The sequence below is a fragment of the Pseudenhygromyxa sp. WMMC2535 genome, assembly GCF_011083025.2.
In genome coordinates this window covers 5,479,358-5,503,024 of sequence record NZ_JABJWV010000001.1, presented here as the reverse complement: position 1 = coordinate 5,503,024, position 23,667 = coordinate 5,479,358, and the positions used below count along the sequence as shown (strand labels likewise).

The window sequence follows — 23,667 nt, the reverse complement described above, 5'->3', positions numbered from 1 at the left end:
CACGGCAGAGGCCAGGAAACACCGGATCCCCCCGCTCGGCAAGTGCGTGAACCACATGGCCAGGCGTGCAGGTCTACCTGTTTCGCTTCTCGCAGATCGTGACCCAGGCCTTGACCTTCTTGTCGGACAGGTTCCTGCCCTCGTTGACGCACTGGGACCAACGCTCGAGCTCCATCAGCGCCTGCACGCGCAGCTTCGCCCGGTCGTTGCGGCTGCGCCAACACGCGCGCTTCTTGGTCAGGGTCAGGACCTGATTCCACTGGAAGGCTTGGGCAGCCTTCTCTGCGTCTTCCCGCATCCGCTTGCAGGTGAAGGTGGCGTGGGCGGGTACGACATCCTCCCCGGTGTCCGTGTCGGTGTCCGTACCCGTCCCCGTGTCGGTCTCGGTCCCGGTATCGGACCCCGTGTCCGTACCCAGACCCGTGGAGTCTGTCTCCAGCGAAGCGGGGATAGCGCCCCCTGTCGTCCCCGGTGGATCCCCCTCGGCCTCGGAGCCCTCCGCGGAATCCTCCGCACCCAACTCGGCTGCGCCCCCCTCGGCTACCTCGTCGCCGCCGCGGTCCTCGATGGAGCTGATGACCAGCCCCGCGACCAAGAGCACGATGATCGCCCCCACGATCAGATAGATCAGCGGGCGGCGCTCCTGCGTCACTGGGGCGCCCTGGGGCAAGCGGTTGATCGGCAGCCGACCACGCACGTTCTGCGGGATCTTCCCCTCGGTGAGCGAGGCCTCGAAGAGGATCGAGGTCGCCCCGGTCTGAGTCCGCGGCAGGCCGCGGAGCACATCTTCGAGACGGGCCAGGAAGATCTGGGCGGTCCGCGGGCGGCGGTCCGGCTCGAGGGCGATGCAGTCGTCGATCAGCTCGATGAGGTCCTCGGGCAGCGGCGGGAGCTCGTTGTCTTCGCGGCGCTTGCCGACCGAGGGCGCCTCCTCGGTGGTCTTGAGGGCGATGATCTCGAGCACGTTGGTGCCGTGCCAGGGCGGGTCCCCGGTCAACAGCTCGTAGAACATGATGCCCATGGCGTAGATGTCGAAGCGCTCGTCGACCTCGCGCCCCTTGGCCTGCTCGGGCGCCATGTACTCCGGCGTCCCCAGGGCCTGGCCGACGTTCGTCAGCCGCTCGGATCGGTTCGCGGAGGCCGAGATCCCGAAGTCGAGGACCTTGACCAGCTCGCCCTCGTCCCGGCCGCGCTCGACGAGCATGACGTTGTCGGGCTTGAGGTCGCGGTGGATGATCCCAACCTCGTGCGCGGCCCGGATCGCCCGGGCGACGTCCCGCATGACGTGGCAAGCGCGGGGCACCGGCATGGGGCCGTTGGCCTGCACCTCTTCATAGAGGTTGCGCCCGGTCAGGAACTCCATGACCAGGTAGAGGCGACCGTCGGACAGCTCGCCGGCGTCGAAGACCTCGACGATGTTCGGGTGGCCGGCCGCGCTGGCTGCCCGCGACTCGGCGCGGAAGCGCTGCGCGACGGCCTTGGTCCGGCTCCAGTCGTGGGTCAGCACCTTGATCGCCACCGAGCGACCCACGGTCACGTGCTCGCCGAGGTAGACGTAGCCCATGCCGCCGCGACCGAGGCGCGAGAGGATGCGGTAGCGATCGGCGATCACCGTGCCCGACTCGATCAGCTCGGCCGCGTCGAGGCCTGGCGAGGGGTGGCCGGCGCGAGCCAGCGACCGTGACTGTCGCTCCTCTTCCTCCTCGTCGTCTCCGTCCTCGCCTTCGCCACCTTCGGCCGCGCCCCGGCTGCCCTGGCTGCCGCCGGCCTCCGCCGCGGCGTCCGGAGCGTCTCCCGCCGCCGGCCGGCCCCCGCTCTTGGCACCGCTTTGGCTGGCCGCGGCGCCATCCAGGGCGCCACTTTGCTCGAGGATCTGCGTGCCGGAGGCCACGCGCCTGTTGGTCAGCTCGCGCAGGAGCTCCGAGCGCATGGCCGCCTCGACCTCGCGCGCGTTGCCAAAGAGCTTGCGCATGAACTCGGCGACCTTCTCCTGGCCCATCTCGGGCGAGTGGTCGGCGAGCCACTGGTTGAGCGCCATCATCATCGCCCGGGCGTTGTCCCAGCGCTCGTCACGGTCGCGGTAGAGGCCCTTGGAGACGATCGCGTCGAGCTCGTTGTCCACCCGGCGGCTGCGCGAGCTCGGAGCCGGGGCGTCGAAGCGGGCGACCGTGTCCGTGCTCATGCCCTCGGGCGAGCGCAGCGGGCGACCGGTCAGCAGCTCCCAGAGGATCACCGAGACGGCGTAGACGTCGGCCCGGCCGTCGAGGGGCTCGTGGCGAGCCTGCTCCGGGCTCATGTAGCCGACCTTGCCGAACACGACACCCGGGAGCGTGAGGCTGGCCTTGAGGCTCGAGGTCGCCAGGCCGAAGTCCGCCAGACGAACGGCCCCTGCCCAATCGATCAGCACATTGGAGGGCGAGACGTCGCGGTGGACCAGGCCCAGGCCGGGGAAGGTGTGGGCGTAGTGCAGACCGCGCAGGACCTCCCGGCAGACGTAGACCGCCAGGGGGACGGGGAAGGCGCGCCCGACCTCGGCGCAGCGATCCCACACGTCGGCGAGGTCCCGGCCTTCGATCGCTTCCATGGCGATGTAGAGCTGGCCGTCGATCTCCCCCGCGGCGCGAACGTCGACGATGTTGTTGTGGTGCAGGCGCACCACGAGCCGGGCTTCGTCGAGAAACCGGGTCCGGTAGTCGTGATCCGGCAGGTTCGGGCGCAGGAGCTTGACGGCGCACATGCGCGCCAGGGGTCCAGTGCCGATCCCCGCCAGGTGGACCGTAGCCATGCCGCCCTCCCCGAGGGTCGCCAGCAGCGTGAGGTCGCCAAGAACCCGCGGTGGGTCCAGCCGCTCGAGCGCGCCCATGACCATGGCGGGGACGCTACCACGGAGAGGCCGATTCCGAGTAGACTTTGCCGGCTCCATGCCCGACACGCCCAAAGCGCGCAAGGCCCCGGGGATCCTCTACTACGACCCCAACCCCACCACGGCCAAGCTGGCGACGGCCAGCTTGCGGCTGGCCGGCTACGAAGTCTACAACGCCGCCGGCCAGCGCGAAGCAGTGACCATGTTCAAGCGTCACGGCGCGGGTGGGGACAACTCGATCGTCGCGCTGCTCCTCGACGCCTCTACTGATCCAGCGGTCAGTTCTGGCGTCCTGCGAGAGCTCGTGCGCCTCCCCGGAGCCTCCGACATCCCCGGCATCCTCATCGTGAGCCGGCGCAACCCCAACCCGATCCCCGCGGCCGCGGGCCTCCCCACCGTCAGGCGTCCGTTCTCGAGCCCAGCCTTGCTCAAGGTGGTCGGCGAGACGATCGCCTCCGTCGACACCGGCCGGCTGCCCACGGACATGGCCGCCGCCCCAGATCAGCGCAAGGTCCAGCTCCAGCGCCTGCTCGCCAAGCACTTGCCTGGCGTCGCGGCCAACGAGCAGGCCCTGTCCGCGCTGCTCCACGATCTCGAGGGCAGCGAGGAGCTGCCCAGCCCACCTGGCGCGCAGAGCCTACAGGTCGATCTCGCAACCACCCGGCTCGAGTCGGTGCTCGAGATGCTCAGCGACGACTCGGTGACGGGCGTGCTCTCGCTGAAGTCCAACGAGCGCGAGGCCAAGCTCCACCTCGAGCGCGGCCGCATCCGTCTCGCGGAGTACTTCAGCGACGACGAGGACCTCAAGCTCGGCCGCTTCGTGGTCGAGGGCGGGTTCATGCGTGACGACGAGCTCGAGGACTTCTTGAGCAGCCGCGACCCCGCCCGCCGACCGCTGGGCCAGCGCCTCGTCGACGCCGGCTTCATCACGCCGACCGAGCTGGCCTCGGTGATCATCGCCCAGGCCCGCGAGATCACCTGCCACCTGCTCACCTTCCGCATCGGCGTGGCGGGTTTTTGTCCCCTCGAGCAGCTCGACGCCGTCGCCGCGAGCGGCGCAGAGGAAGGCAAGATCGAGCTCGCGGTGTCCGAGGCCCTGCTCGACGGCCTGCGCCGCCTCGACGAGGCCGCGCTCATGGGCCCGCACATGCCCGAGCTCGACGACGTCTACGTCCGCGACGACGCCAAGGTCAGCCGCATGGCCCGGGAGATCCTCGCCCGCGACGAGCTCGACGTCCTCGAGCTGATCAACGGCCGCAACTCCGTCAAGGAGATCGCCCGCCGCACCCGCACCGGCACCTTCGCCGTCGCGCGCGTGGTCTACCGGCTCAGCAAGTCCAACGTCGTCCGCCGACGCATCACCCCCGTAACGGTCTAGGAGCCCGTGGTGAAACCCAACACGACACCTCGCTTGGTCCTTCCGCCGATGGCGTTGTCGCCAAAACTCGCGGTACGCCCGGTACAGCGGCGTTTTGGCTTCTCGCTCTCGACGAAAACCCCGGCGCCAGGAGCCGCGCTGGGTTCCACCACGGGCTCCTAGGAGCCTGACAGACATGGCGCAGACCGACAGCTGGAAGCAGGTGCTCGTCGTCGATCCCGATCGCGAGAGCCGTGAGCGCGTCATCCAGCTGCTCCGCGAGGCCGCCGGCGACGAGGGCGAGGGCTCCGAGCACCACCTCGGTATCATCGAGGCCAAGGACGGCGACACGGCGTGGGCGATGCTCGAGTCGGCGCGCCCCGATCTCCTGGTCTGCGAGATCCTGCTCGAGGGTCTCAACGGTATGCAGCTGCTCCGCCGAGCCCGCGAGCGCTTCGACGCCGAGGCCCCCGCGGTCATGTTCGTCACCTCGATGAGCGCCGAGGTCGACCGCTACTGGGCCCTGCGCAACGGCGCCGCGGCCTTCGTCGTCAAGCCCTTCGAAGAGGGTTACTTTCGCGAACGCAGCGCTCGGCTCCTCCGCAACGAGGTGCCCGAATTCGATGGCAACTGGCCAAACGAGTTGTGATGCCGGAGATCTCCGAGACCACCAGCCGCGGTATCGTCGTACGCGTTCAGGCCTACTACGTCCCCGAGCGCTCCCAGCCACGAGACGGGCTGTGGTTCTTCGCCTATCAAGTGGGCATCGAGAATTGTGGTGACGAGACCGTCAAATTGCTGAGTCGGCACTGGATCATCACCGACAGCAACGGCAACACCGAGGAGGTCCGCGGCCCCGGCGTCGTGGGCGAGCAGCCGGTACTCCAGCCCGGCGCCCGCTTCCAATACACCTCCGCGTGCCCCCTGCCGACGCCCTTTGGGACGATGCACGGCAGCTATCAGATGATCACCGATGAGGGAGAGACCTTCGACGCGAAGATCGCCCCCTTCTCGCTGAATCTGCCCAACGCGGTAAATTGATCGTTTTGCCGCCTCAGCTATCCAGCGCGTCGGTGGACTCGTAGCGTGTAGAGCTCGTCACCCCGCGACGCGAGATATGCCCGTCGTCGACGAGGCGACGCAAGGAAGCCTGGAGCTTCCAGCGCGGGCCACCCACCCGCGCGCGCAGGTAGCTGGCAGAGACCTCTCCATGCGCGCCGAGGATGGCCTCGAGCACCCGCCTGTCGAAGGCCTCGCCCTTGAGGCGTTTGGCCTCCTCGAGCGCGACGGGATCGATGGGAGGGCCACCGTCCTTGGGCAGCGCGAGCTCCCCGGTGGCTTGGAGCAGCTCTCCCACGGTGATGGAGCGCAGCGTAGGTCCGTGTGGGCCGCGAAAGCAGTCCTGGAGCTTGTCCAGCGTCAGCTCGGGGCGAGAACGGATCACGGAGACCAGCGCCTGGCGCCTGGCTCCGTCGAGGATGGTTTCGATGTGATTGAGTTGCGGCATCGTCGGTGCTCGTGGAGGGGAACCCAAGTTGGCGATCTTGTCGTCGCGTGAGCGACAGGATCGATCCCGGGAATCGCCTAGAGGTCGGGGCCGACCTCCGAGCTGACGAACGGCGCACTGAGCGAATCTCACCCGGACCGGGGCATAGCCAGGAGCACTCGCTCGATAAAAATATAGAGATGAGCTCCATGAGTCAACGACATCGAGTCATCGGCTGCTCGCCAACGTTTATCGCGAGTTCATCCCGAAACCCAGCTCACAATGAATGACGGTTCATATCACAGCGTCCTTGCATCGCACACCGGGGCCCTCGCTCACGGCAGCTCGACCTCGAGATGCAGCTGCGCGCCGACGATGACCTCCACGCGCGCCGTCCCCTCCGGCGCCTCGAAGCTCCGCCCGCGGCCCTCGGCGATCAGGGCCCCCTGCCCGTCCCAGGCGCTCCAGCGACGCAGCGGCTCCCCCTCCTCGAAGCCCACGCTGGGCGCACGCCACCGACCCTCGCCGGCGTCGAAGCTCAAGCTCGCGTGCATCGCCGACGCCACGTCCAGGGGTGTCTGCGCGTCCGGGTAGCCGAAGAAGGCCGGGTCGACGTCGACCCCCCGCCAGTCGCAGTGCACGTGGGTCTCGTACTCCACCAAGAAGCCCGCGTTGTCGCTGCACGCCGCCTCGAGGGTGGACAGGCCGACGTTGACCGGATCGAGGTCGAAGCCGTCGCCGTACTGGTGCCGAGACCAGGTCGCGCCGCCGATCATCTCGTTGTAGCAGGGCGGCCGGTAGCCCGAGTTGACGACGATTGGGCCGACCAGATCGCGCAGGTCCTGGATGCGCTCGACGGCGTGGGGCTGAACCACGGCGTAGCGCCCCTTGTAGGACTGGGCGAGCTCGTCGAGGGTGAAGTTCGGGGCGACCTGCGTCGAGGGATCGACGGCCTCGAGGTCGATATAGCGGACCGGGGCTCGATAGTTGACATTACCCATGTACAAGCCGGGGTACGCGTAGCAATCCGGCGTGGGGCTGGGCGCCACCAGGGGCAAGCACACGCCGCCGTCCTCGTTGGGCCCTGGGAAGCAGGCCGCGTCGAATTCCTCGCCGCCCGTCGTCGTGTCCTCTCCGCCGGTCGAGCTCTCGCCGGTCGAGTCCTCGCTGCCCTCGCCGCCCTCGCTCTCGCCCTCGCTCGTCCCCTCGTCCGTCGAGCCCTCGCTCCCGCTCGTCTCCTCGCCTCCGCTCGTCCCCTCGTCCGTCGAGCCGTCTTCGTCTCCGGCCTCCGTACCGACCTCGTCGGCGAAGCCCTCGCCGCCCTCTCCACACTCGCAGGGGCCGTAGCCCGAGCCATCGAGGCTGCACCAACGCACGCTCTCGCTCCCGTCCGCGCAGGTGCACATCAGGCCGTCGCCGTAGTCACAGACGATCTCCCCGTCCTCGGCGCCCGTCCCCACGCTGCACCCCCAGCTCAGGCCCAAGCCAGCGCCGAGGATCGCCAGCGCTCGAAGTCGTCGAATAGCCATGCAGCGATAGTCCGCCGACCTGGCGCTGGGGACAAGACCCCAACGCGGGATGAGTGGCGTGCGGCCCGTCCTCGCGCGTCTCCGCCGGCCCCCACCTCGAGGTGAGGCCACCAAGACCGCGAATCGGCGCCGCGCTTCGCCCCAAGCGCGAGCATCCCCCACGCCCCGGCGGGCTCGACCCGCGGCCGGCTTGCAAACAAATCCGCGCACGACCGAGGACCTACCTGCCGGACGCGAGGATGCGGCGCCGGCGGAGGAAACCATGTCCATTGCTCATCGCGGCGCTCTGGCGCCGTCGACAACCTTGCTTTCGCTCTCGCTCGCGCTCGCCGCCTGCTCGAGCACCCATCAATACGACCTCGCCACCATGGACGCGAGCGCGCAGCTGCTCGACGCGCAGCCGGTGCCGGTCCGTGGCAGCGGCGTGGTCACCGATGACCGCGCGTCCCTCGAGGCCCAGCCTTCGAGCCAGGCTGCGCGCATGTTCCCCGCGGGCGCGCGTTATCGCGTAGCCATCGCCGACAAAGGCGACCTCGCCATCGCCATCCTCGATCCCCACGGTCGCCTCCTCGGTCGCCTGCACCTGCGGACCTCGACCGCAGACGCCAACGGTCAGGGCGTCGAGATCGAGTTCGAAGATCAGCTCGGCCGCCGCGCGTCGATCTCGGCGCGGACGCAGGCCGACCACATCGAAGGCTGGGCGCAAAGCGATGGCCACGGCGCGCACTGGCGCGTGCATCGCTCGGAGATCGGCGAGCTCGCTGGCGAGCGCTGGAGCCCCGCCATCCACGGGCAGGCGCGCGAGCGCGAGCTCATCGATCTCGCGGAGCTCGAGGCTGTCAGCGGAGATCTCTTTGCGCTCGCCGACGCTCTGACCCCAGCGCGCAGCGCCGCGACGGATCCCTGCGAGCTCGCCGAGCTCCTCGTGCTCGGGCAGCTCGCCGTCGATCTCACCATCCGCACGTGGCGAGGCGAGGCCCGTCGGCAGCTCCCCGCTCTCGCCCACGCCACCTGCGACGACCGCTAAAGCGGCGATCGGTCCGGAGGCGCACGCTCGGGCGCGCCTTCGGACCTCTCGACTGGGCTCCTAGAGCGGCGATCAGTTTGGAGGCGTGCTCTCAGGTGCGTCTGGGCGGTCTCGTGGCGAGGAGCGAGGCCGAAGCTGTGGTGGACCCACTGTGAGCGCCGAGCGACAAAGACCACGGGGCCGCCCAGATGTGCCTGAGGGTGCGAATCCAAACTGATCGCCGCTCTAGTTGTCTTCGGCGCGGATGATCGCGTCGACGTCGTCGACGAGCTCGCGCAAGACTGCGCGCCCGACCTCCGCGACCGCGGACTGAGCCTCACGGCGCGAGGCGATGGTCGGCGCGGCGGATCCTTGAACCTCGATCATGTGCTCGAGCATCGCAACGATCTGCCGACGCATGCTCTCGCGGCCCGCCTTGAAGGCGATGCGCGCGACCTCCTCATCGTAGGCGTCGAAGGTGTAGGGCGTCTCCTCGTGGGACGCCTCGAGCGCCTGCCAGAACTCGTCGAAGTCCTGCCAGGTCAAGACTTTGAAGCGTGCCGAACTATCGGTCATGGTCACCTGTACACAGAGGGAGCGGAGTCCCCAACCAGCACGCTACCACGCTCGACCGCCTCGTCCATCGGTCTTCGCTTCCTGTCGAGCACGCGCGCTCAGCTCGCGGACTTGGGGCGTCTCCCCACCACAGTGAGTGCCTCCGGCGCCCGAATCGGTCACGAAATCATCGAGCTTTTTCGCCCGGTGCTCTCACACGCGCCTGTCCTACCGACCAGCGCATGATCGAAAGACGAGCAAGTCCCAAGCTGGGACATATGCTTGGTCGGCGAGCGAGGCAAAGCGCCCCACTTTCATCTATAGACCCATCTGCTTGGCGATGATCACCTTCATGATCTCATTGGTGCCCGCGTAGATGCGCTGAACTCGCGCGTCCACGTACGCACGCGCGATCGGGTACTCGAGCATGTAGCCGTAGCCGCCAAAGAATTGCAGGCACTGGTCGACCACGCGGCCGAGCATTTCGCTGTGCCAGAGCTTGGCCATGGAGCACTCCTTGACCAGGTACTCCCCCGCCACGTGGCGCTGGGTCACCGCGTCGAGGAAGTGCCGGCCGACCTCGATCTCGGTCGCGCACTCCGCAAGCTTGAAGCTCGTGTTTTGAAACTTGGCGATGGGCCGGCCAAAGGCCTCGCGCTCCTTGCAGTAGGTCAAGCTGTCCGCGAGAACCTGCTCGGCGGCCGCCTGCGAGGCCAGCGCGACGATCAGCCGCTCTTGCTGGAGCTTTTGCATGAGCATCATGAAACCCGCGCCCTCGGGGCCCAGGCGATTCCCCGCGGGAACGCGGCAGTCCTCGAAGGCCAGCTCCGCCGTGTCCTGCGCGGCCATGCCCATCTTCGCCAGCTTCTTGGCCTTCACGAAGCCGGGCGTGTCCGCCTCGACCACGAACAGCGAGATGTTCTGGTGGGGGTCGGTGCTGTTCTCGGTCTTCGCGGCGACGACGCAGAGGTCGCAGAGCATGCCGTTGGAGATGAAGGTCTTCGAACCATTGAGCACGTAGTGCTCGCCTTCGCGCTTGGCCGTGGTCCGCAGGGCCGCGAGGTCCGAGCCGGTGTCGGGCTCGGTCATTGCGATCGCGCAGATCAGCTCGCCGCTGACGCAGCCCGGGAGCCAGCGCTGCTTTTGGGCCTCGTCGCCGAAGCTGTGGATGTAGGGCGCGACCACGTCCGAGTGCAGGGGGATCGCAAAGCCCGAGTCGTAGATCCGCGCGAGCTCCTCGATGACCACACACGAGTGCAGGAAGTCGCCCCCGGGCCCACCGTAGTCCTCACCCACCCACGGGCACAGCAGACCCACCTCCCCAGCCGCGAGCCATGCCTCGCGGTCGACGCAGCCCTGCTCCATCCACTGCGCTTGCTTGGGCACGACCTCGCGCTCGAGGAATTCGCGCACGGACTTGCGGTAGACTTCGTGGTGTTCGTCGTAGAGATCGCGCTTCATCGCAAGTCAGTGTATCCCGCGGGCAGGGCTGCTAGCGTTGCGCCGTGCGCCCCCCCGCCCCTCTCATGCTCAACGAGCTGCGCCCGAGCGCCACGACCATCGACGTGTGGGAGCTCGACCTCGCCAAGCCCGAGAGCGAGGCCGACCGCGCGCTGTTGACCGCGGCCGAGCTGACCAAGGGCGAGCGCATCATCATCCCCGCCAAGCGCACCCAGTCCCTGCGCGCCCGCGCCGAGCTGCGCCGCGTGCTCGGCCGCTACCTCGGCCTCGCCCCCGAGCAGGTCCGCTTCATCTACGGCGAGCACGAGAAGCCCGACCTCGACCCGGCCCAGCAGCCCGGCGCCCGCGGCCCCGCGCCGGTGCTGAGCTTCAACCTCTCCCACTCCGAGGCCGTCGGGCTGGTCGCGGTGGTCTTGTCCGAGGCGCCGCGCCAGCTCGGCGTCGACGTCGAGCACGCCCGGGAGAACCGCGACCTCGACGGCATCGCCAGGTCCTTCTTCGCCGCCGACGAGGTCGCCTACTTCCTGCGCCTGCCCGAGCGCGAGCGCCCCGCGGCCTTCTACCGCGCGTGGACGCGCAAGGAGGCCTACCTCAAGGCCCTGGGCACCGGGCTGAGCTTTCCCTCGAACAAGTTCTCGATCAGCTTCGGCCGCGACGAGACGCCGCGGGTGCTGCGGACCGAGCGAGAGGGCGACGACCCCCGGCGCTGGCAACTCCTCGACCTGCGCTGCGAGGCCCCGGGCTACGCCGCGGCCGCCTGCTGGGATGGCGCACCCCTGAGCCTGCGCCGCTTCTGGGGACCCACGAGCGCGCCGGGCTGAGTCTCAGCTCGGCGCGAAATTGCCGTGAAAGGTGGCCGGGAGGCCCTGGTCGTACCAAGCCCGGGCCAGCGGTGGGCGCCCGGGCGCCTCGGCGTCGACGACCACCAGGCAGGAGCGATCGCGGCGCCCGTCGTAGACGATGCTCAGCAGCCAGCCGCCGTCTTCTCGGCCGGCGCGGGCAGGATCGGGGACGAAGACCGCCTCGCTGGGATAGGTCTCCGCGCCAAAGTCCCACGCCCAGGTCCTTCCCGTGTCGAGGTCGACCTTGGTCAGGTGATCTTGCAGCCCCGGGCGCACGCCGCTGGTCTGCGCGTGACAGCCCAGGTAGGCGTAGCGATAGCGGCTGCCCTCGACGCCGGGCGCGACCCGGGGGAACTCGCAGCTCGGGTGCAGCGCTGCCTCGAGCTCGAGGCTCTCCCGGCGCAGGTCGAGGCGCCCGCGGACCAGCTCACCGTCGATCGCCGCGCGTATCGGCGCGGGCCGGGTCAGCTGCAGGATCCACTCGTTGATGCTCGGGAAGTCGGGGTAGCGGACGAAGTCGACGATCAGCCGGTCCTCGCCCTTCTCGCCATCCTCGAAGGCGTTGGCGAAGTGAAACGCGAAGCAGGGGTCGACGCTGAAGCGACGGATCCGCGCGGGCTCGTCGATCGGCACCGCGATGATCTCCGTGCCCAGCTCGGGGCGCCAGGCCAGGGCGTCGACGTAGGCCCGCCCGGTGAGCGCGAGGGCCAGCGGGCGCAGGACCACCGGCGCGATCAAGAAGAGCAGATGCCTCTCGCTGGCAACGAAGTCGTGGATCATCGTCGGCCTGCGCAGGGCCACGCGAGTCAGCGTCCTCGCGGGGCCCTGACGCGGGTCGTCGGGCAGCGCGAACACGTCGATGCGCGGGCCCTCGCGGTCGAAGCTCAGGCCGTAGCCGTAGGTGGTCGAGCGCGCCGCGACCCGGTGCGGGTGCGCCGAGAAGGCTCGCCCGACGATGCCGCCGAGGTCCCGCACGCCGAGGGTCTCGAGGCTATGGGGATCGAGCTCGTAGGGCGGCGAGCCCTCGTGGAGAGCGAAGAGCCGCTCGCGCCAGGGCAGCACGCTGGTGTTGGCCGCGTGCTTGACCCGCCCCTCCCGCAGCCCCCGCAGGTGGCTGCGCAGGCTCGGAGGGGGTGTCCCGAAATTCGCGAAGAGCCGGCGCTTGGCGACCCGCTCCTCCGCGCGATCCGGCGTCTCGACGTAGCGCACCGCCCCCGTCACGCGGCCATCGGCGATCCGCGTCGCGCTCACGGCCCCGTCGCCGTCGAACCAGTGCCCGTAGCGATCGCCGTAGCTGCTCAGCGCCGCCGGTCCGTTGCGAAACAAGGTCCCGCGCAGGCCCTCGGGCAAGCTGCCCTCGAGCTCGAGCTGCTCGGGACCGTGCTCTCTCGCTAGGCTGCGGATCGCCGCCCGGGCGCGGCGAAAGTCCTGGCTGCGCGGGGCGCCTGCGTTGGCCTCCGCTTCGGGTTTGCTTCCGCTCTCAGCCTCGACGCGATCGTTCATCGCTCGCCGTCATAGCACGCGGCACCGAGGCACCTCGCGCCATCCGGCGGCGGAGCACGAGCCCACCGAGCAAGCAGATCGGCGCCAGGGCCAGGCGCCAGGGTGAGCGCTCGCCAGCGTCGCCCTCGACGCCACACTCGCAGCCCTCGTCGTCGAGCTCGTTGGACAAGATCACGCAGTCGCACTGCTCGCAGCCGCTCGGCAGCAAGTCGACACCGCTCTCGTCTCGCAGCCAGCACAGCTCCGGGAGCGGCACGCCATAGACCCCGCCCTCGCCACAGTCGCCGCCGCGCGAGAGCACCCCCGCCAGGCGCCACTGCCCGTCTTCGAGCTGGACCAGCGCCGGTCCGCCCGAGTCGCCGTAGCAGGTGTCCTTGCCGTCACCGCCGGCCCGAAATTCGCGGCCGTTTTCGGTGTAGCTGGTGATCGCCGCGTCGACCTGCTGCTTTTGGCCGATGATCCCGTCCTCGTCCTGGCCGTAGCCCACGAACACGAGCTCGGTGCCCACGCCCATGGCCGCGTCGAACTCGTCTTGATCGGTGATCGGCACGATCGGGTCGACCTCGACCGCCTCGGGCAGGCGCACCCAGGCGAAGTCGTGGATCTCGTCGCCGCACTCGCTGGGCAGGCAAAAGTCCTCGTGGCTGCCCCAGGCCTCGGCCTCGATCAGCGCCGAGGGAGCGGAGATGCTGTCGCCAAAGCTGATGTCCACGCTCCCGCTCGGCGCGGGGTCGAAGCAGTGCGCTGCCGTGAGCACCAAGTTGGGCGCGACCAAGGTGCCGGTGCACAGCTTGTCGGTGCGCACGGCGACGACCGCAGGCCAGGCGCCGGGCTCGACGGTCTCGCCGCCGTAGATCGCCTGCGAGTCGGGGGCCACCTCGACCTCTGTGGCGCCCTCCAGAGGGGGCTGCGCAGCCAGAGGAGACGAGAGCGGCGCCCACAGGGCCGCGGTGAGGGCGAGAGCGAGGGCCATGCGCGAACGAGGATAGCCGCTGAGCCGTCAGCGGACTACCGCGGCTGGCTTTTTTGCCCCACCGCGTCCACGCGCCCTCGTCGCTCGGATGGGCGCCAAGCCCCTGCGCCAGGTGCTAGTGTGCGCGGCAGAGGACTTGAAGGGTCCCAGGCGCCGGACCGCCGGTTGCTGACGAGGCGCGAGGAGGGAGTTTGTCGGGCACAAATGACTGACGAGCAACGAAGTCAGCGGCCGGTGCTCCAAGCCTGGGGCCCTTCAAGTCCTCTGCCGCGCACACTAGAGCGGCTCAGGGGTCGGTGCAGGTCCCGTCGCAGGTGAAGCTCACCCCGTTGCCGTAGAACCCGTAGCTGTCCGAGGCGGTCTTCACGTCCTCGGGGTAGTTCTCCTCGTCGGCGCCGAAGCCGAAGTCAGAGTTGGTCACCGTGATCTTCGAATCCACGCTGAAGCTCTTGTTGAGGCGCAGCCCGCCGCCGCCTTGGTAGGTGGTGTCGTTGAGCGCCTCGTTGCGCTTGACCGAGCTGGTCGAGATCGTGCAGCTGTCCACGACGTTGCAGCCGTAGTCCATGTGGATCGCGCCTCCCTTGAAGTCGGCGACGTTGTCCACGAGCGTCGAATCGACGATGTGAAAGCGACCATAAGTGTGGATCGCTCCGCCGGAGTCCGCCGTGTTGTTGGAGAACACGCAGCCCGTGATGCTGACCTCGGGGACGGCGACCAGACTGCTGCTCCCGTCGATGCACAGCGCCCCCCCGAGATCTGCGCTGTTGTCGTCGAAGACCAGATTCTCCAAGCTGACAAGATTGTCGGCGTTGTTCTCGATGAACATCGCGCCGCCACAGCGGACGTTGTAGCTGCTCGGAATGCTGCCCATGCCGCCGGTGAATGTGATCCCCCGGATGACGACGTCAGTCGCCTCGATGAACAACATCCCGCCGTCGCCAGCGGGCTGCCAGGTCGTCAGCTCGGGACCCGCGCCCTCGATCGTGATCGAGTCGTCCACGGTTACCGTCTCGTTGTAGGTCCCCGGACAGATCTGGACGATGGCACCGTCGGCGGCCGCAAACACGGCGCCCGCGATGGTCGAGTAGCGCGCGGACTGGTTGTTTTCCAGGGTCAGGATCACCGGATCGAGGTCGTCGGCGCACTCGAAGTCGAACCCGTCGCCGGTGGTCTCCGAGCCCGTGTCCGTGTCCGTGCCGGACTCGCTGGACTCCTCGCTCCCGCTGGACTCCTCGCTCCCGCTGGACTCCTCGCTCCCGCTGGACTCGGAGTCCGAGCTACTCGTGTCCACGTCGTCCTCTCCCGAGCTGCTCGTGTCCACGTCCTCCGAGCCCGTGTCGCTCGTCCCAGCCGTGTCCGAGTCTCCGCTCGTGCCCTCCGAGCTCGTGTCCACGTCCTCCGAGCCCGTGTCGCTGGTGCCCGCGGTCTCGCTCTCCCCGCTGTCGTCGGAGCTGGAGTCGCCACAGGCGAAGGTCGAGGCCAGCAAGGCGAGCGTCGCCAGGGTCGTGATCGGGAATCGGGGTAAAACATGCATGAGGCGGGCACCCTACCCCTAAACGATGACTTCGACACAGTGCGCCAGAACTCCCCTGGGGATATTTTCCCAGGCGCTCGAATTGCAGCGCGGCGTGCCTCGCAAACCGCGCACACGGTTCTCGAGCCAGCGCAATCCCTGATCACGCTGGGGGCTCCAGCGCGAGCCCTCGATGCAATGGCTAACGCAGCGCCTTCAAGGCCGCGGCGACCCGAGGCAGCGCCGCAGCGATGTCCTGCTCGCTGACGGCCCCGACGCTGAGCCGAAACCAGCCCTGGCCGGACTCGCCGACGCCAAAGGCCTGGAAAGGCACGACGCCGACCCGGGCCGCGTCGAGCAGGTAGCGGCGCACGTCCTCGTTGGTCTCGAGCAGCTCCCCATCCGGCGTGCGCTTGCCAAAGGGCGCGATGCGTACGGTCAGATAGATCGCGCCCATGGGCGGGATGGCCTCGACCGGCAGGCCGTCCTCGGCGAGGGCCGCGAAGCCGCGGTAGAGCCCGCGCAGGCGCGCGAGCAGGCCGGACTTGAAGCCCGCGTGATACTCGGCGATCGCCTCGGGGTCGTCGAGCAAGCCGACGGTCGCGCGCTGCTCTGCGCGCGGCGCCCAGGCTCCCACGTGGCCGAGGATCGCCGACATCCGCTTGATCACGTCGACCGGACCGACGGCCCAGCCCACGCGCACGCCCGTGGCCGCGAAGGCCTTGGAGATGCCGTCGACGAAGATCGTCCAGCGCGCGAGCTCGGGGATCAGCTGCGGCGGGGTCAGGTGCTCGACCCCTTCGAAAGTCAGCATCCAGTAGATCTGATCGTAGAGCAGGTAGAGCGGGCGCTCGCCGGCCTGCTCGCGGCGGCGGTTCTCGGCCAGCACGGCCTCACAGATGCCCTGGAGGGCGCGATGATCGAAGGCGGTGCCCGTGGGGTTGAGCGGCGAGTTGAGGCACAACAGCCGCGCCTTGGGCAGGGCCTCGAGCACGGCGTCGCCCGTGGGCAAGAAGCGCGTCTTCGGCCCGCACACGAGCTCGAGCGGCTTCGCGCCGATCATGTGGCAGTAGTGGTTGTTGTTCCAGCTCGGCACCGGGTAGGCCACGGTCTCGCCGGGATCGACGAGCGCGCGATAGGCAGCGTAGATGCACGGCCGGGCGCCGCTGGCGATCAGCACCGAGTCGACCGGGTAGCTCAGGCCGAGGCTGCGCCCATAAAAGCGCTGGACGGCCTCGCGCAGCTCGAGCATGCCGTTGCTCGGCGGGTAGTTGGTCTGGCGCGCGGCGAGGGCGTCTTGGATATCCTCGCTCAGGCGCGTGGGGATCGGGAACTGGCCGGGATCGAAGTCGCCCACGGTGAGGTTGCAGACCTCCACGCCCTCGCGCCCGAGCTCGCGGATGTCCGCGGCGATCTTGAGGATCTCGCTGCCGACGAGCCCGCCGGCCATGGTCGACACCCGCCCCGTCGCGGCCTCGGGCGCCGCCGCGGCCGCGAATTCACCCAGGTTCAACCTCGACTCGACAGGCACGAACATGGGCAGATGATGCCGCAGGGACCAGGCCGCGACCACCGAGTGACCACCCGCGTCGACGTGGGCAAGGTCGCATGGATCCGCGCAGCGTGTTGCGCAGATCCGCGGGCGGGGCGTGCACTACACTCGCCGCGATGACCGGCGCGCGCCTCCCCTGGCTGGCCTCACGGCTGCAAGGCTTTGGAACCACGATCTTCGCCGAGATGACGCGGCTCGCCAACGCCCACGGCGCCGTCAACCTCGGCCAGGGCTTCCCCGACTTCGAGGGCCCCGCGTTCATCAAGCGCGCCGCGATCGCGGCCATCGAGGCCGGCCACAATCAGTACTGTCGCACCCACGGGCTGCCCGAGCTCAACGCGGCCATCGCCGCGCACCAGCGCCGTTTTTGGGGCCTCGACTACGACCCCGAGACCGAGGTCACCGTCTACGCCGGCGCGACCGAGGCCATCTACGCGACCTTGGCCGCGCTGTGCGAGGTCGGCGACGAGGTCGTCTTGTTCGAGCCTTACTACGACTCCTACCGCGCGAGCGTGGCCATGGCCGGGGCGCGCGAGCGCCTCGTCTCGCTGCGCGGCCCCGACTTCGGCTTCGACGTCGACGAGCTGCGCGCCGCCTTCTCGCCCAAGACCCGGGCGATCCTCGTCAACTCGCCGCACAACCCCACGGGCAAGGTCTACAGCCGCGCGGAGCTCGAGCTGATCGCCCAGCTCTGCGTCGAGCACGACGTGCTCGCGATCACCGACGAGGTCTACGAACACCTGGTCTTCGAGGGCGAGCACATCCCCCTGGCGGGGCTCCCCGGCATGCGCGAGCGGACCGTGCTGATCTCCTCGGCGGGCAAGACCTTCTCGTTCACGGGCTGGAAGATCGGCCACACCTGCGCGCCCGCGGCGATCACTCGAGCGCTGCGCAGCGCCCATCAGTTCATCACCTTTTGCAACGGCACGCCCTTTCAGCTCGCCATGGCCGAGGGCTACCGCGCGCCCGACGAGTACTTCGAGGGCTTCAGGGCCGACTACCTCGCCCGCCGCGACAAGCTCTGCGCCGGCCTCGCCGAGGTCGGCCTCGACGTCCTGACCCCCGCCGGCACCTACTTCGTGCAGACCGACATCCGCCCGCTGGGCTTCGACGACGACTTCGAATTTTGTCGCATGCTGCCCGAGCAGGTCGGGGTCGCGGCGATCCCGACTTCGGCCTTCTACTCGAGCCGCGCCCTCGGCAAGCACCTGGTTCGCTGGGCCTTTTGCAAGAGCGATCCGGTCCTCGACGAGGGCCTGCGCCGGCTGACCAAGCTCCGCGAGCGCCGCCCGGGCGCGCGCTGATGCCACGAGGACCGACCCATGAAGCTCGCCGCCCTACAGACCGACATCGCCTGGGAAGACCCCGCCCAAAACTTCGAGCGCCTGCGCCCGCGCCTGCGAGCCGCCGCCGCTGCTGGCGCCCGGCTGATCGTCCTGCCCGAGATGTACGCCTGCGGGTTCTCGATGAACACCGCCGCCATCGCGGAGCCCGAAGACGGGCCGAGCGCCCGCTTCCTCGCCGAGCAGGCCCGGACCCTCGGGGTGTGGATCTGCGCGAGCGTCCCCTTGCGACCCAGCGGCGAGGGGCTCCCGGCCAACGCGATGCTCTTCGCCGGCCCCGGCGGCGAGACCCAGCGCTACGACAAGCGCCACCCCTTCACCTTCGCCAACGAGCACCTCCACTACCGCGCAGGCGAGCGGACCACGACCTTCACCCTCGAGGGCCTGCGGCTGAGCCCCTTCGTCTGCTACGACCTGCGCTTCGCCGACGACTTTTGGGCCGTCGCGGAGGCCACCGACCTCTACGTGGTCGTCGCCAACTGGCCCGAGCGCCGCCGCGAGCACTGGAAGACCCTGCTGCGCGCCCGCGCGATCGAGAACCAAGCTTGGGTCGTGGGTCTCAACCGCGTCGGCGAAGGGGGCGGGGTCGTCTACAGCGGCGACAGCATGATCATCGACCCCTGGGGCGAGGTCGTGGTCCAGGCCAGCCGCGACGAGACCATGCTGCTCGCCGAGGTCGATCCCGCCCGCGTCGCGCAGGCCCGTCAGAAGTTCCCCGTACTCCAGGACCGCCGCTGATCTCGAGGGCAGGTACGAGCCCGCGGCGTCGCGGCTTTGCGCGCTCAGCGGGCCGCCCCAGCCTCGCCCGAGCCCGCTCGCGCACTGAATATCTGGCGATCGTCGACACCCGACGAAGGGTCTCGCTAAGCTGAGGCCCCATGGCTTCTCATCGCTTCGCAGGGTTCGCCGTCGCGGTCGCATCCCTGGCTCCAGCGGCTTGCCTCGAGCCCAACCCCTTCTATGATCCGAACTATGGCCAGGACGAGGTCGACACCGAGGAGAGCGTCGGCACCACGACCGAGACGGAGACGGAGACCGACGTCACGGAGACCGACTCGAGCTCCGAGACCGAGGAGCCGGATCACTGCGGGAACGGGGTCCAGGACGACGACGAGACCAGCCTCGACTGCGGCGGGAGCTGTGATCCCTGCGCGGACGGTGAGCCCTGCCAGGCTGCGTCCGACTGCCAGTCACAGATCTGCGACGGCACCTGTCAGGCCCCGACCTGCGACGACGAGGTGCAAAACGGCGAAGAGGTCGGCACCGACTGCGGTGGACCTTGCATCTTTTGTGAGTACACCAGCTTCATCAACGAATTCGACGACTTCGAGGGCACCAACGCCCAGCTCCCGCGGGTGACCATGTTCGAAGATGGCAGCTTTGCGATCAGCTACGTCGGCGGCGGCACGCCACGCGGACGATGGTTCGACGCGGACGCCTCCGCCATGGGCCAGGGCCTCGAGCTCGGCGTGGACCTCAGCTACAAATCCGGCGCCATCCCCCTGGGCAACGACGAGCCCGAGCAGCTCACCATCGACGCGCTGCTCGCAGGCAGCTCCGAGAACGACAACCTCTACCTGCTCCGCCACGACCCCGAAGACAACGCCATCAACACGCTCGAGATCGACTACGAGGCCAGCAACGCGGTGAGCTCGGGCGACCTCGTCGTCTCTGGCGACCGCGTGACCGTGGCCTGGGAAGAGAACAACCAGATCCTCCTGCGGCGCTGGGACTATGGCATCGGCGGAGGCGCGTGGATCGACATCCAGCCCTTCGAGGCGGAGAGCGAGCCCGGGAGCTACTGGGGAGAACAACCCGCCTTGACCCTGGGCAGCGACGGCGTCATGGCCCTCGCCTGGGTGCGCTGCGTCGCCAGCGCAAACAACCCCTGTGACGTCGTCGCGCGCCGCTTCGACATCGACTGGATCGATCCCGATCCCGTCATCGTCACCACCAACGCCGAGGCCTACGCCGCCCCCGATGTCGCCCGTGACCCCGACGGCCGGACCATGCTCGTGTGGACCCGCCTCGACCTCGGGGCCAACGACGTCACGAAGCGCCTCCTCGACGAGGACTTCACGCCCCTGGGCGAGCCCGCCCATTTACAGCTCAATGCCGATCCGCCCGTCGAGAGCGCCATCACCTACCTCCCCAGCGACAGCTTCGCCGTCGCGTGGACCGACAACGACAACGAGCGCGTACACCTGCGTCGCTTCCTCAGCGACGACGACAACTCGCCCAAGCTCCCCGACCTCGGCGACGAGGCCCCCTGGCCCGACTCCGACAACCCCAACGACGTGGCCATGGCCGCCACCGACGGTCGCCTGATCGTCGTTTGGTCGGGGATCGTCGACTCTGTCACACAGGTTCAGGGTCAAGTACTGTCATACTGAACCCAAGCAAGCCCATGACTACCTCGCGCAACGCAGCGCTCCTCTCACTCGTCAGCCTCGGCCTCGCCAGCTGCCTCGAATCCAACCCAGACTATGACCCCAACTACGAAGGTGGCGAGCTCACAGACGAGAGCACCGACGACCCCGACACGGACGAGACAAGCTCCTCTTCTTCCGACCTCGGCGAGAGCGAAGAGAGCGGCGAGGATGAAGAGGCCGGCCACTGTGACAACGGCGAGCAAGATGGCGACGAGACTGGGCCCGACTGCGGCGGGAGCTGCTCGGGCTGCGCTGATGGGCTCGGCTGCGGCGTCGGTGCAGACTGCCTGTCCGGCGTCTGCGAGGACATGGTCTGCGCCGCGCCGACCTGCTCGGATGGCGTGGAGAACGGTGATGAGCGCGACGTCGACTGTGGCGGGAGCTGTCGGCTGTGCGAGCACTCGGCCTTTCAGGCCAAGCTCGACGACTATGCTGGGTATGACGCGTTCTTGCCCGCGGTCGCGGTCTTCGAGGATGGCTACTTCGCCATCAGCTACTTCAACTATTTCGCCGATGAAGCCCGCCTGCGCTGGTTCGACGACCTTGGCGACGCCCTCGGCCCCAGCGTCGAGATTGACGAAGACAACCCATTCAATTTGTTCAACGCCTACAACGACATCGCCCTGTCCGCGAGCGATGACCTCGACGCCCATACCATTTTCACTGCCCAACCCACGGACATTCTCGATGACAACATCTGCGACCTGATGCTCCTCGAGCGTGACTTTGACGCAAGCAGCCCCACGAGCACTGAGCTGATCTCAGAGGGGAGCGACACTAGTTTTTTTGATATCGCCAGGACTGACGAGACCTTGAGTATTGTCTGGCAAGAAAACTCCCAGGTTCTGTACCGACGCTGGACGCCCACTCTCGGCTGGGTCGGCGAATCGACCAGCCCCGAAAACACCCAGCCGCTCCACACTGGCGCCCGACCAACAGTATCCGGCAACGGAGACATCGACATCATCACTTGGGTCCGTTGCACCAATGAAGACCCCCCAGCCTGCACACTTTCAGCACGCCGACGCAGCCTCTCCCAAAACATATGGCTAGATGGGAGCCCCGTCGAGATTGTTGCCGTCGATGACCCTAGCAACACCTTTTCCAGGGTGGCAATCTCCGACATTGATCGAGTCGGTCTAACCTGGTCCACGAAAACCACCATCACCGCAGCGATCCTCAACAGCTCGCTCCAAGTGGAAGACACCCCCTGGGTTCTGCAAGATGGCCTCTCCCAAGCCACAATCGGCGATATCGCGGCGCTCAGTGATGGTAGCTTTGCCATCGCCTGGCCCGACTCAAAAAATGACCGCGTGCACATTCGCCGCTACTCCTGGGCCCAGACCCCCCTCGTCACGGACTATGGCGACGAAGCCCCCTGGCCCGACTCGACTGAGCCCTGGTGGGTACGCATGGACTCGACCGACGAGTTCATCGCCGTCGTTTGGACAGCCGAGACCGACGGCATCTTCGAGGTCCAGGGCCAAGTCCTGAGCTACTGACAAGACAACAAAGGGCGATGAGCCCGAGCCCTCCGACTCCTCTCATCGCCCTTCATGGACGCCCACGCGGGCGCCCCTTCGCCCGGCGCCGAGTCCAGCTCGGCGTTCTCGAGCACCGCCCCGGCGCCGAGCCCACCAGCCGCACAAAACCCCAGCAAGCTCATGAATACCTCGCGCAGCTCAGCGCTTCTCTCACTCATCGGCATCGGCCTCGCCAGCTGCCTCGAACCCAACCCCGACTATGACCCCAACTACGAAGGCGGCGAGCTCACAGACGAGAGCGCCGACGACCCCGACACGGACGAGACAAGCTCCTCTTCTTCCGACCTCGGCGAGAGCGAAGAGAGCGGCGAGGATGAAGAGGCCGGCCACTGTGACAACGGCGAGCAAGATGGCGACGAGACTGGGCCCGACTGCGGCGGGAGCTGCTCGGGCTGCGCTGATGGGCTCGGCTGCGGCGTCGGTGCAGACTGCCTGTCCGGCGTCTGCGAGGACATGGTCTGCGCCGCGCCGACCTGCTCCGATGGCGTGGCGAACGGTGATGAGCGCGACGTCGACTGTGGCGGGAGCTGTCGGCTGTGCGAGCACTCGGCCTTTCAGGCCAAGCTCGACGACTACGCTGACATCGGAACATTCACGCCCCACGTCGCCATATTCGAGGATGGCCACTTCGCCATCAGCTATCTAAATGACTCGCTCGACGAGGCCCGGCTGCGCTGGTTCGACGACCTCGGTGATGCCCTGGGCCCCAGTGTCATAGTCGACGAGGACAACCCTTTCAATCTCCAGGCTTTCTACAATGACATTACCCTATCTGCGAGCGACAACCTCGACGCACACACGGTATTCGCAGCACACCCCACGGACCTGCTGAATGACAACATCAACGACTTGATGCTCTTCGAACGCGAGGCCGATGCGAGCACCCCCGCGAGCACGGAGATGATCTCGGAGGGGAGTTCGGCCAACTTTTTCGACCTCGCCTGGGCCGGCGATACCCTCAGCGTCACCTGGGAAGAGGACGATCAGATCCGGCACCGACGCAGGAGCCCCACTCAAGGCTGGCTCAGTGACACGAGCAGCCCCGAGAACGCGCAGGCGCTCTACACCGGCGCCTATCCCGCCTTGTCCAGCAACGGCGAGGTGGACATCCTCGTCTGGAGCCGCTGCACCATCGAGAATACACCCGAGTGCGCACTAGCCATGCGCCGGCGCAACCGCGCCCAAGACTCGTGGATCGACGGCAGCCCCGTGGTGCTCACCTCAATCGACGATCCCTTCGATACCTTCGCCCGGGTGGCGATCTCCGATAGTGGCCGTGTCGGCGTGATCTGGTCGACGGACAGCACCATCAACGCGGCGATCTTCAACAGCTCGCTGGTGCTCGAAGACACCCCCTGGGCCCTGCAAGATGGCCTCGACTACCCCATAACCGGCGACATCGCGGCGCTCAATGATGATAGCTTCGCTGTCGCCTGGTCGGACACCAAGAACGACCGCGTACACATTCGCCGCTACTCCTCGCCGCAAAACCCCGTCGTCGAGGACTATGGCGACGAGGCTCCCTGGCCTAGCGCGACTCTCCCCTTCTGGGTACGCATGGACACGACCGACGAGTTCATCGCCGTCGTTTGGACAGCCGAGGTTGACGGCATCTTCGAGGTCCAGGGCCAAGTCCTGAGCTACTGACAAGACAACAAAGGGCGATGAGCCCGAGCCCTCCGGCTCCTCTCATCGCCCTTTGTAGACG

The 23,667-nt window shown here is 68.1% G+C and carries 19 protein-coding genes; 10 read left to right on the top strand and 9 right to left on the bottom strand.

Annotation, left to right across the window (positions count from 1 at the left end):
• Window positions 1-73 precede the first annotated feature (73 nt).
• Complete coding sequence (locus G6O69_RS21635) at window positions 74-2,869, bottom strand: serine/threonine-protein kinase (RefSeq protein WP_172305408.1); 2,796 nt, start codon at window positions 2,867-2,869, stop codon at window positions 74-76.
• Window positions 2,870-2,921: 52 nt separating this feature from the next.
• Here G6O69_RS21635 and G6O69_RS21630 point away from each other — a divergent pair, with 52 nt between their 5' ends.
• From G6O69_RS21630 to apaG, 3 genes are all read left to right on the top strand, one after another.
• The gene (locus G6O69_RS21630) at window positions 2,922-4,241 is read left to right on the top strand and encodes a DUF4388 domain-containing protein (protein WP_172305407.1); all 1,320 of its coding nucleotides are present in this window, start codon (window positions 2,922-2,924) and stop codon (window positions 4,239-4,241) included.
• A 175-nt stretch (window positions 4,242-4,416) separates the two neighbouring features.
• On the top strand, window positions 4,417-4,869 hold the full coding sequence (locus G6O69_RS21625) for a response regulator (protein WP_172305406.1): 453 nt from the start codon (window positions 4,417-4,419) through the stop codon (window positions 4,867-4,869).
• On the top strand, window positions 4,869-5,261 hold the full coding sequence (gene apaG, locus G6O69_RS21620) for a Co2+/Mg2+ efflux protein ApaG (RefSeq protein WP_172305405.1): 393 nt from the start codon (window positions 4,869-4,871) through the stop codon (window positions 5,259-5,261). The genes G6O69_RS21625 and apaG overlap by 1 nt, the downstream gene beginning before the upstream one ends.
• Window positions 5,262-5,274: 13 nt before the next feature.
• Here apaG and G6O69_RS21615 read toward each other — a convergent pair whose 3' ends face one another.
• Window positions 5,275-5,727 carry a hypothetical protein gene (locus G6O69_RS21615; protein ID WP_172305404.1) on the bottom strand — a complete coding sequence of 151 codons (453 nt, stop codon included), beginning with the start codon at window positions 5,725-5,727 and terminating at the stop codon, window positions 5,275-5,277.
• A gap of 314 nt (window positions 5,728-6,041) precedes the next feature.
• On the bottom strand, window positions 6,042-7,235 hold the full coding sequence (locus tag G6O69_RS21610; protein ID WP_172305403.1) for a D-Ala-D-Ala carboxypeptidase family metallohydrolase: 1,194 nt from the start codon (window positions 7,233-7,235) through the stop codon (window positions 6,042-6,044).
• Window positions 7,236-7,497: 262 nt separating this feature from the next.
• Between G6O69_RS21610 and G6O69_RS21605 the strand changes: the two genes are divergently transcribed.
• Window positions 7,498-8,262, top strand: a complete 765-nt coding sequence (locus tag G6O69_RS21605; protein WP_176397010.1) for a hypothetical protein — start codon at window positions 7,498-7,500, stop codon at window positions 8,260-8,262.
• Window positions 8,263-8,487: 225 nt separating this feature from the next.
• Here G6O69_RS21605 and G6O69_RS21600 read toward each other — a convergent pair whose 3' ends face one another.
• Together G6O69_RS21600 and G6O69_RS21595 are read right to left on the bottom strand one after the other, a co-directional pair.
• Window positions 8,488-8,817 (bottom strand): hypothetical protein, encoded by a 330-nt coding sequence (locus G6O69_RS21600; RefSeq protein ID WP_172305401.1) that lies wholly within the window; start codon window positions 8,815-8,817, stop codon window positions 8,488-8,490.
• A gap of 297 nt (window positions 8,818-9,114) precedes the next feature.
• Window positions 9,115-10,257: an acyl-CoA dehydrogenase family protein gene (locus G6O69_RS21595; protein ID WP_172305400.1), complete on the bottom strand. Its 1,143-nt coding sequence runs from the start codon at window positions 10,255-10,257 to the stop codon at window positions 9,115-9,117.
• A gap of 44 nt (window positions 10,258-10,301) precedes the next feature.
• Here G6O69_RS21595 and G6O69_RS21590 point away from each other — a divergent pair, with 44 nt between their 5' ends.
• On the top strand, window positions 10,302-11,078 hold the full coding sequence (locus tag G6O69_RS21590; RefSeq protein ID WP_172305399.1) for a 4'-phosphopantetheinyl transferase superfamily protein: 777 nt from the start codon (window positions 10,302-10,304) through the stop codon (window positions 11,076-11,078).
• A 3-nt stretch (window positions 11,079-11,081) separates the two neighbouring features.
• On the opposite strand, the gene G6O69_RS21585 is transcribed toward G6O69_RS21590, so the two are convergent.
• From G6O69_RS21585 to G6O69_RS21570, 4 genes are all read right to left on the bottom strand, one after another.
• Window positions 11,082-12,602 (bottom strand): carotenoid oxygenase family protein, encoded by a 1,521-nt coding sequence (locus G6O69_RS21585; protein ID WP_172305398.1) that lies wholly within the window; start codon window positions 12,600-12,602, stop codon window positions 11,082-11,084.
• The gene (locus tag G6O69_RS21580; RefSeq protein ID WP_172305397.1) at window positions 12,580-13,575 is read right to left on the bottom strand and encodes a trypsin-like serine protease; all 996 of its coding nucleotides are present in this window, start codon (window positions 13,573-13,575) and stop codon (window positions 12,580-12,582) included. Before G6O69_RS21580 ends, G6O69_RS21585 begins: the two co-directional genes overlap by 23 nt.
• 286 nt (window positions 13,576-13,861) lie before the next feature.
• A complete protein-coding gene (locus tag G6O69_RS21575) occupies window positions 13,862-15,109 on the bottom strand; it encodes a hypothetical protein (protein ID WP_172305396.1) in 1,248 nt (415 codons plus the stop codon).
• 181 nt (window positions 15,110-15,290) lie between these two features.
• Window positions 15,291-16,538, bottom strand: coding sequence for an aminotransferase class I/II-fold pyridoxal phosphate-dependent enzyme (locus tag G6O69_RS21570; protein ID WP_172308297.1), 1,248 nt, complete (start codon window positions 16,536-16,538; stop codon window positions 15,291-15,293).
• A 218-nt stretch (window positions 16,539-16,756) separates the two neighbouring features.
• On the opposite strand from G6O69_RS21570, the gene G6O69_RS21565 reads away from it, so the two are divergent.
• The 5 genes from G6O69_RS21565 to G6O69_RS21545 all read left to right on the top strand — a co-directional run bounded on the left by G6O69_RS21565 (window position 16,757) and on the right by G6O69_RS21545 (window position 23,606).
• Window positions 16,757-17,944 carry a pyridoxal phosphate-dependent aminotransferase gene (locus G6O69_RS21565; RefSeq protein ID WP_172305395.1) on the top strand — a complete coding sequence of 396 codons (1,188 nt, stop codon included), beginning with the start codon at window positions 16,757-16,759 and terminating at the stop codon, window positions 17,942-17,944.
• A gap of 18 nt (window positions 17,945-17,962) precedes the next feature.
• A complete protein-coding gene (locus G6O69_RS21560) occupies window positions 17,963-18,721 on the top strand; it encodes a carbon-nitrogen family hydrolase (protein ID WP_172305394.1) in 759 nt (252 codons plus the stop codon).
• A 140-nt stretch (window positions 18,722-18,861) separates the two neighbouring features.
• Window positions 18,862-20,376, top strand: coding sequence for a hypothetical protein (locus G6O69_RS21555; protein ID WP_172305393.1), 1,515 nt, complete (start codon window positions 18,862-18,864; stop codon window positions 20,374-20,376).
• A 14-nt stretch (window positions 20,377-20,390) separates the two neighbouring features.
• Entirely contained in the window at window positions 20,391-21,917 is a 1,527-nt protein-coding gene (locus G6O69_RS21550; protein ID WP_172305392.1) for a hypothetical protein, read from the top strand.
• A 54-nt stretch (window positions 21,918-21,971) separates the two neighbouring features.
• Window positions 21,972-23,606: a hypothetical protein gene (locus G6O69_RS21545; RefSeq protein ID WP_172305391.1), complete on the top strand. Its 1,635-nt coding sequence runs from the start codon at window positions 21,972-21,974 to the stop codon at window positions 23,604-23,606.
• Window positions 23,607-23,667: the final 61 nt, after the last annotated feature.